This window comes from Salinivibrio sp. PR5, assembly GCF_001996085.1.
GTDB lineage: Bacteria > Pseudomonadota > Gammaproteobacteria > Enterobacterales > Vibrionaceae > Salinivibrio > Salinivibrio proteolyticus.
Window position 1 is genome coordinate 178,337 of the sequence record NZ_MUFK01000005.1, and the last position, 9,169, is coordinate 187,505.

9 protein-coding genes are annotated in these 9,169 nt (G+C 44.0%); 3 read left to right on the plus strand and 6 right to left on the minus strand.

Annotated features, from left to right (window positions below):
* Positions 1 to 4: 4 nt before the first annotated feature.
* The 5 genes from BZG82_RS04020 to BZG82_RS04040 form a co-directional block, all read right to left on the minus strand.
* A complete protein-coding gene (locus BZG82_RS04020) occupies positions 5 to 1,240 on the minus strand; it encodes a restriction endonuclease subunit S (RefSeq protein WP_077765212.1) in 1,236 nt (411 codons plus the stop codon).
* A 1-nt stretch (position 1,241) separates the two neighbouring features.
* On the minus strand, positions 1,242 to 3,830 hold the full coding sequence (locus BZG82_RS04025) for a type I restriction-modification system subunit M (RefSeq protein WP_077765213.1): 2,589 nt from the start codon (positions 3,828 to 3,830) through the stop codon (positions 1,242 to 1,244).
* A 48-nt stretch (positions 3,831 to 3,878) separates the two neighbouring features.
* Positions 3,879 to 4,808: a restriction endonuclease gene (locus BZG82_RS04030; RefSeq protein ID WP_077765214.1), complete on the minus strand. Its 930-nt coding sequence runs from the start codon at positions 4,806 to 4,808 to the stop codon at positions 3,879 to 3,881.
* The gene (mads1, locus tag BZG82_RS04035; protein WP_077765215.1) at positions 4,805 to 4,981 is read right to left on the minus strand and encodes a methylation-associated defense system helix-turn-helix domain-containing protein MAD1; all 177 of its coding nucleotides are present in this window, start codon (positions 4,979 to 4,981) and stop codon (positions 4,805 to 4,807) included. Before mads1 ends, BZG82_RS04030 begins: the two co-directional genes overlap by 4 nt.
* A 110-nt stretch (positions 4,982 to 5,091) precedes the next feature.
* Positions 5,092 to 5,280, minus strand: coding sequence for an AlpA family phage regulatory protein (locus BZG82_RS04040; protein WP_077765216.1), 189 nt, complete (start codon positions 5,278 to 5,280; stop codon positions 5,092 to 5,094).
* Between the two features lie 157 nt (positions 5,281 to 5,437).
* Here BZG82_RS04040 and radC point away from each other — a divergent pair, with 157 nt between their 5' ends.
* A complete protein-coding gene (gene radC / locus BZG82_RS04045) occupies positions 5,438 to 5,941 on the plus strand; it encodes a RadC family protein (RefSeq protein ID WP_077676327.1) in 504 nt (167 codons plus the stop codon).
* A gap of 175 nt (positions 5,942 to 6,116) precedes the next feature.
* A complete protein-coding gene (locus BZG82_RS04050) occupies positions 6,117 to 6,677 on the plus strand; it encodes a tyrosine-type recombinase/integrase (RefSeq protein ID WP_077765217.1) in 561 nt (186 codons plus the stop codon).
* 76 nt (positions 6,678 to 6,753) lie between these two features.
* On the opposite strand, the gene BZG82_RS04055 is transcribed toward BZG82_RS04050, so the two are convergent.
* Complete coding sequence (locus BZG82_RS04055; RefSeq protein WP_077765218.1) at positions 6,754 to 7,428, minus strand: inovirus Gp2 family protein; 675 nt, start codon at positions 7,426 to 7,428, stop codon at positions 6,754 to 6,756.
* Between the two features lie 425 nt (positions 7,429 to 7,853).
* Between BZG82_RS04055 and BZG82_RS04060 the strand changes: the two genes are divergently transcribed.
* Entirely contained in the window at positions 7,854 to 8,783 is a 930-nt protein-coding gene (locus tag BZG82_RS04060) for a hypothetical protein (RefSeq protein ID WP_077765219.1), read from the plus strand.
* Positions 8,784 to 9,169: the final 386 nt, after the last annotated feature.

The following is a 9,169-nucleotide window of genomic DNA, read 5'->3' on the forward strand; positions in this document are numbered from 1 at the left end:
CCTGTTACACGAACATTTTATCCAAGCAAGCCTGCTTGATTGTGTTGAGTTTGGTAATCTGTTGTTGATGCTGGTTAATTAGCGCATCGAGCTTTTGAAAGTAGTTACCGATGGATTTTTGTTCTTCAAACGTAGGTGAGATTAGAACTAAATTTTTAACTATATCGCCAGACAAATTTCCCTGACCACCTTGTAGATAGGTATTTACAATGCTGCTTTTACATTTCCTTAGCCACTGCGACAAAAATTCTGGACAAAGCTTAGTCGCAGGGATTATTGCTAGAATAGCTTGGTTTATTGCTCCCCTAAGTTTTGCTCTACCAACCTCGCCGCTTGTAGCTCCATAAAGTGCATATAGAACAGTTCCTACTTCAACTACTTTTGCCGAAGAATTATTTATGCCAGATTCACTAATTTTTAGTTCTGTACTTGCTTTATTGATTTCGGAAGATCTAATAAAAGGTATACTTCCCTTGTAATACTCTTCAACACCAACCGCTGGTGTGCCACCAGAAAAGCAACTCACTACATCGCCGAGACGTTCCTCTTCCCACTCCCCACTAAACCCGCCAAAACGAATCTCTGGCACACGCTCGCCTGCCTTTGGGAACATCTTTTCAAGCATGGCATCTTTAAGCTGGATAAGCTTTTCGTGCTTTTGGCGGTGTTGGTTGATTAGGATATCTATTTTTTTTAAACCCACACCTATTTTTTTTTGCTCAGTCTTATCTGTGGGAGTGTAAATAGGGGTAGTTTTCAATATTTCAGTGTTGATCGATGGCATCGTTTGGCCAACAGCCCTAGAAACCACACTTTTTTTTACACGAGAGGTTGATAACTCTTGATGTAGGTATTCACTATCAATTGACTCATCTGATCTAACCCTTAATACCCGACCAGAAAACAACCATCCCTCTTGCTTATCTGTTACATGCGCATTTATATCAACTGATCCAACACGAGAAAATACAATATCACCTGATTTAAGTAGATACGATTTAAGCCTTGAGTAATCATCATCACATACCTGCGGAATACCATCTTTATCAACAGGAAGTTTACCTAACTTAAAATGCTCAGTTGTTATGATTGCATGTCCATCAGTTACATATGCTTCAGCATGCAAACTACTACCAAAGGGTCCTGTTTTAATCTCACCAATATCCCCAAGCTTTTTCTCTTGCCACTCATCGTTAAACCCGTTAAACCTTATATCAGGGACTTTTTTTTCAATACTCATCTTATTTACCCTTCAACAAGCTAGTAAGCTCTGCAATACCTTGCATATCTGGCTCATTACCTATTAGCTGCCCCATCATCTCAGCCAGTTCCTGCTCTGAGGTTTGAATATCGTTGGCAACTTGCGAGTAGGTCACAGCGTATTTATCAGCCAGCTTCTGTACTTGACGGGTCAAGTAATTGACCACCTCACCCGGCATCTCGGCCAGATCATCACATAACGGCGTGATCCATTTTAGTGCGAGTAGGTCACTTACCTGCTGATCAGTGAGTTCTTCAATTGTCTTTTTGGTTTTTAAGTGCAGAGCACTCTTGGCTTCTCTCAGTACTTTCTTAAGCGTTTTCTCTTCGTCAATCAATGATGCAACCTGAATGATCTTGGCTTCATAGCTCTCATCAGGGAATGGACCGTTCGCTTTCTCTTCTTTGACGAACGCTTTCGCTTCTTTCGTCACTAGGGTATTCACAAAGCCGTCGTCCGATTCTTTTATCGTATCGGCTTGTTTCTCCTCCTCAGAGAAGGACGCCAAAACCTCCTCAAATAGCGAGGTAATCTCCGCTAATCGATGCTCTTTGTTAGCTATTGCCTTCAGCTCATCGTTTAAATACGTTTTTTGAACCAGCTCAAACGGCATAATACGGCCTTTCCAGCCATCTTGAACTTCGGTCTCTTTACTTTTCACTTTCTTGATGACTAGATGTGGCTCCACTTGCTTTGTGGCATCAAAGCCCTCGGTTTGCATCATTTCTAGATCAGCACTGATCACTTTCCACCGGTCACTTAAGAGCTGATATGCTTGATATTTATCGATTAAGGTCACGGAGGCTAACCGAGCAAACAGCTCAGTGCTCAGCTGTGCTTCTTGCTGGTTTCGGTTTACTTGTTCCCAGTCATCAATCAGGGTTTGCTTTAGGTATTCTTCAAACCCATCGAACGCTTGATTATAAGCACAAACAAAGCGCTGCAAATTCGGATGCTGTCTAATGACATCCTCCACCTCATTGCTCTTCACTGCCAGCTCACTATGGCTCGTCGATTTGGGGGTAAACAACGCATTATGTAAGTCAGGCAGTGCTTGCCAATAGTCATTTAATCGAGCGATTTCACTATTCGGGATGCCGCCCAGCATGGTGGCGTGTAAATCCCAAGTCTCTGCCTCTGGCGACGAGTCCACGTAGCGCGGAATATTCAGGTTGTAGTCATTGTCTTGAATCGCTTTCCGGCTCACGACTTTTGAGAACTTGTCTTTGCTTTCGCGGTGAATTATCGCATCGGCAATGCGCTTAATGTCTGAGGATTGTAGCTTGTTATTTTTTCCCTCTTTAACAAAGTGCTTTGACGCATCAACCACCAATACATCTGTGTTTTGGCGTTTTTGTTTTAGTACCAAAATGACAGTTGGGATACCGGTACCAAAGAAGATGTTCGCCGGTAAGCCAATGATGGCGTCAATGTGGTTGTTCTCGATTAGCTGCTTACGGATTTCACCCTCTTCACCACCACGGAACAAGACACCGTGTGGCAGTACAATAGTCATAATGCCATCCGGCTTAAGGTGGTAGAGATCATGCAAAAGAAACGCAAAGTCCGCTTTCGTTTTTGGCGCTAGACCAAAACGCGCATAACGCGGGTCACTTTCTTTGTTCTCGGGATCCCACGCTTGCGAATACGGTGGGTTAGATACTACGGCATCGACATACAAAGGTTGGTATGTGTCTAGTGGGTTGCTCTCATCAAAATACGGCCAATCATCTTCTAACGTATCGCCATTCCGAGTGCTAATGTTGTCGGGCAGAATGCCCCGCATGATGAGGTTCATGCGCGTTAGGTTGTAGGTGCTTTTTTTCAGCTCTTGCGCGTAGTATTTGATGTCATCTTTGCTCTTGGCATATTTTGCCACGGCGCTACCAATATTGATCAGCAAGGAGCCTGAACCACTGGTAGGATCGTATATTTCAATCTTATCTTTGTGCTTGAGCTCACTGGCGATGATTTCAGACATCAACAAAGAGACTTCATAAGGCGTATAGAATTCACCCGCCTTCTTACCAGCGTTAGCCGCAAATTTCTCGATAAGGTATTCGTAGATATAACCAAGCACATCGTAGCCAAGGTTCCCCGTCATCGGAATTGCTTTGATGAGATGTAGTAGGTCACTGATCGCTTTGGTTCGTTTGCCAGAGGTTTCACCAAGCTTGCTAAGACCTGTTTCAAGGGTGGTAAAGATACCGTCAAACAGCTTTTTGTGGTTCTTGTGAATCAATCGGCCAAACGCTGACAGCGCATCACGCACATTGGACTCGTCAAATTCCGAGTGTGGGTCTACCCAGGTTGAAAACAGGTTCTCGTAAGCGATGAAGTAACCAAGTTTATCCTGGATGTATTCCATAGTTTCTGGGTCCGATTCGCTCAGCGCTTTAATGTCTTCATCTGTCATCCCTTGTTTTTTGACATAGCTAACTAGCTGGTCGCTAAGGTATTTATAGAAGATTAACCCTAGGATGTAATCTTTGTACTCATTTGCCTCGATTTTAGAACGCATCTGGTTGGCCGATTCCCAGATCTTTGATGCAAGCTGCTGTTTGTTCATATAAAAGTCACTTCCTAATATTCGGAATAGGTGTAGGCACTATGGTGTCTACACATCAAAAAATTCTTCGTCTATTTTCTTAATGTACAAGACATCTTCATCACGGCTGCCAATGTTGTAGCGCAGCATCAAGCTTGCAAGCTCTTTGCCGTTGATTAGCACGATACGGGTCCCTAACCCTTTCGCCGTTTGAATGGCCGATGACGTAAAATCAGAGGTAGTAATGAAGATGCCTTTCTGCGCTTTTTTTAGGTTAAGTGCGCCAAAAAAGTCTCGAACTTCGCCAGCGCCAATATTGTTGCCTTCTGCGTAACGCTTAGCCTGGATATAAACCTGATCAACCCCTAAAGGATCTTGATTAATCACACCATCAACACCGTTGTCACCCGTTTTACCCAACGTATGCGCCATTCCTGCGCCGCTACCGCCATAACCCATCGCTAACAGTAACTCGATCAGTAGCTGCTCAAAAAAAGCCGGATCAACTTGTCGTGTTCGAGACAAAATATCTGCGGCCAAAGCTTCATTGATTTGCTTGTAAGCACCTCTCAATACTTCGTCGGGTGTGATTTGGTCCGCGGTACTGTCTACCGCGTTGTACTCCTGAGGTTGCGAACTTGAATCGCCATTCTTCTGATCCTTAAACGCAATGAATTCATCAAACTGCTTCAAGTACTGGTTATCGATCACGGCACCCTTATCTTGCAGCGCTTGAACGCCCCTCTCTGTAATAATGAAATGCGCGCGTCGAGTGGTTTCTAGTAAACCTGACTTGGTAAGATAGGTACGCGCCCAACCGATACGATTATCGAGGATGGCCTGCTTACCGCTTGGCAAACGCTCAGTTCGCTCTTCCTCTGATAACTCAAACCGTTCTGCCAACTGATTAATGACATCTCTCAGTTTTACTTCTTTCCCATTCGCGGCATTGACCACTTCAAGAAATGGGCGCATAAACGCTTGGTAGTTGGGGATCATCTATTGTCCTTTTGTTTCTCAATCCACGCTTCCAAATCTTCACGCTTGAAGCGCCACGAGCCACCCACTTTAAAGCCGGGTAGCTTGCCTTCACTTGCGAGTCGGTAAGCGGTTTTCTCCGCCAGTTTGAGGTAGGTGGCAACTTCTTTGAGGGTTAGGATTTGATCAACCATCAGGTTGTTTCTCTATTATGTGATTTGGCGCTAATGCGAGAGAATATGAGAAAATTGAGGAATGAACAATGCATTGGGACGTTTATGTGACGCTTGTTTTATACAATTGGTTATGAGGTCGATTCAGTTGCTTGCAACTTCTTCAGCATCCACTCCTCGACATCACTCTCCAACCAGGCCTTACGCTTACCCATCACAGATATGTTTTTGGGGAAGTCGCCTTCTTTCATCAAGTTGTAGATGCTACTGCTACACAGTGAGGTCTTTTCCATAACTTGTTGTAATTTTAAAAACTTCATGATTGGTCCTTGTTAGGTAGTTCAACTCATAACAAGTCCCCATGCGTTAATTTTTACCTTGATTAGCTTTTGGGCTATCCACTCCCCTAACCAACCTGATTTCAGATATATGTCATCGATACGCATAGCCACATCAATCACTTAAAGGAGACTCCCTATGCGTACATCACACACTCCCCTGTTTACCCCTGCAGACAACTACCCTGCCCACCAGCCATCTGATTTGAATCAGCTCTTAGAGCACGCGGCAGAAGCGCTGGCCCAAAAGTACAAACGCGAAGGCACCTTCACGAGCCCTAACAACGTGATGGAATACCTAAAGCTCAAACTCGGCGCGTATGATCGTGAAGTGTTTGCGTTGATGCTGCTGGATAACCAACATCGGTTGATCCAGTTCGATATCCTGTTCTTTGGCACTATCGATGCCGCGTCTATCTATCCACGCGAAGTGGCGAAAGCGGCACTGAGTCACAATGCAGCTGCCGTAATCTTTGCGCACAACCACCCATCCGGGATTGCCGAGCCGTCACAAGCAGACCGTCATATCACTGACAAATTGATCAAAGCGTTGGGACTTATTGATGTTCGCGTTTTAGATCATGTGGTTGTCGGTGAAGACTGTGTGTCTTTCGCCGAGCGAGGCTGGATCCCAGTCGTGTAGCGGCTTCACAGCCTATTTTTACACGTCACACATGCACACAGGCAGCGATACCTTTCCCTGCTTCTCATTATGTTAAAACGGGAAGCAGCCAACCCAGGCGCAACAAGGGTCCGGCTGTCGCTGTCGTGCTGTGCTTCTCAAAACCTCCCTCTGTGAAGAAAAAAGGAAGTAAGCCATGTCAGAAGTTCAAGCCATCAAAGACGCTGAGACTGTTCAGCTTATCGGTCATCTATTGAGTATTCGTTATCACCGCCAAATGGCCGACGTCTGGTATATCGGATTAAACCTGGCGTTGCGTATCTCCGATCTGCTTGCCATTCGGTTCGACGATATCCACGGTGACCGGTTGCGAATCAAAGAGCGTAAGACAGGTAAGATTGCTGATATCCAGCTCAACCCGAAAACACTGGCGCGCATTGAAAAGATACGGGCAGACCATCCTGATCACGTCTACCTGTTTCAATCTCACCGCTGTCAGCAGATTAAGCAGCTGCCGCCTAAACCGCTCTCTCGGCGAGCTGTTACTCTCGCCTTTCAACAGGTCGGGCAAGAGCTCAATCTCTCGTTAGGGACTCACTCAATGCGAAAAACACGCGGTTATATGCTGTATCAAGCCACAAAAGATATTGGTCGAGTGATGAAAATGCTGCGCCATACCTCAGAAGGAATCACGCTTCGTTATATCGGGATCACGCAGGAGGATATCGACAATGATTTTATTGCCTTAGAGATATGAGGTAAGGCCGCACCATGACAGTACGGCCGACGGGATTTTAAATATATATCATCAATAAAAAACGATTGTGCACGATTTACTTGGTGCTAGAACCAAAGCAACGAAACCCCTCGTTGCGACGCTTGGTTCTTTTTTTGGCTAAATAGCTTAGTCGATGGAATATATCTTTATACTCCTTCTCAGAGCTCTGAGAGCTCTCAGGACGACCGTGAAGGTAGTAAATGCTATTATCAGGGATATGCACTAATCCCATTGCTTGATTGTTACACAGGCCGATTGCCCTCGCCCAGGCACGAACAATGATATTATACAAACCATCACCGCACTCGACGTTCTCAAACTTACCCCAGCGATGAAACCTACTCTTGTTTAAAACCAACGCGAAGTGATAATGATCGTTGTGTGAATGATTACGCTCCCTTGCCCAAGCATATCGCACCTTACAACGATGCACCCGTTTACCCTTCGCTCGCTTCTCACGCTCTTGCTTTGCCATTTCTAATTCAATAGCTCGAATAAATCGTTTAATCGTATCTTTTCTCCTCCTTACGGACGATAGCACTTCATCACGAGTCAGAAAGTCATCAGACTCATCAGTAGCTGGGAACCTTAAGTCAATACGAGCAACAGTGAGGTTATTATAGTCCTGATAACCATCAGCTAACATATTACGTATTCTCTCTAAGTAACGTGCATTGCATTCATTGATAGGTAGAAGGATAGAAAAGTCTTTATAGCTATGTTTGTCCATCTCATGTTCCTCTGTGAGTTCTACAAAGGAACACTGGTTACATTAATTTTTACCTTATCTTGTTTTCTGGTAATGGGTATATGAAGAGAAGAGCTATTACGTATATTACTATACCGACAACTTACCCCTCTCAGTGTGACCATGTCACCCGCCAGCTAACCTGACCTCTCCCTCCGTCATCGACGATCAGAGTATGTGGAAGTTATGACACCTTATCTACAGGTAGACAAAACCCAGTTCAGAGCGCTTCCTATAGGTATAACCCTTTAATAAAGTCACTGTAAAACCACTATAAAGTTAGTATAAAACCACGATAAACACTCTGCATAACCACGAGACATTCGTCATAAAACCACTATAAACACTACACAGTAATACATTAGTAATGTACGATATAGGGCATGTTTTGTTACAAGGTAATGGTAATGAGTTTTAACATAAGAGAACCTAGCCCCCTCAAATCACAGTTGAAAATACGCTCATCAAAGGAGCGGCTCTTTTACATTAAGTACCTGGAAAAAAATCTAGAAATACCAAATCATTTATTATTGATTGATGAAGATGACCCTTTCGAAGAAGCAGATAAAAAAATAGCGAGCGCGAGAGCGTCTTCTGACCTTGCTAAAAAAATGAAGAAAGCGTTCATCAACAGCAGAAAAGAAAACGGTGCTCTCGATTGGGTAAAAGAAGCTGAGCCAAGGTTTCTATACTGGGCCTTGGTTTTTATGAAAAAACATAAAAAGGATATTCATGGGGCTTTGTCGCGACCTATGCGTATAGATCCCCCTAACAGAGAAGAAAGAAAAATAACAACGATATCAGCAGAAGAACTCAATGACTTATCCTTAGACATAAAAAGAATAAGAGAGGAGATTGAAAACAGCTTTATCTTCTCTGAAATGAGTAACACGGAAATAGGGAGGATCAACAAACTCCTGGTAGAAGAATGGCAAGATATAGAGAGTGACAAACGGATAGTGAAATGGATCACTGATAACGAGATCCAAATTGAATGGGCTTGGGATTATCTGACTTCTCAACATTTTTTCAGAGATAGACTGCTCAGGTTCTTAGCAAAGAGTGATAAGAAACAAGCGCTAATCACAGGCTTTGACTTACTGAGCGAGAACTTAGACAAAAAGAACTTGCTCATCTTAAATATGAAAAGGGCTTGGAGCCAAAAGAAGTTCAGAGATAAGAAAAGCGGCAAAAAGCCTTACAGCATCAGCTTAACTGAAACAGCAAAGGGAATGCTCGACGAGCTAGCCGATAGAAAAGGAATGCGTATCAACGAGCTTGTAGAGACATTGATTCGTGAAGAAGGTGAACGGTACGGTTTTGAAATAAAAGACTGACACAGAGCGTTTGGGATGCTGATGCGTTTGAGCATGAAGAGGCTGGCTCTCGCTGCCAGCCTAAAAGCCCCTGCTAGCTTGTTTTGGCCGATGGTAACGGGTGAACATTCTCCTGCGTTACAGATAGCAACTTGTCGCCCCAAGCTTCTAAGACGTCCCGCTGTTCATCGAGATAATTATAGTGGTTTTACACCCTAAGCATCCCAGGGCTGGTGACCAACAGTCTTTTCAATCACAATAATGACTCGCCCCATTTCGCTACAATATATGCCACCACACCAAGAGGTGGGTAATATGGTGGGTAACAATCGATATTCAAGAAGAATTACTACATAAATAATTGATGAATATAAGCATGAAAAGAAAACCCACGTTCAGATCCAGAA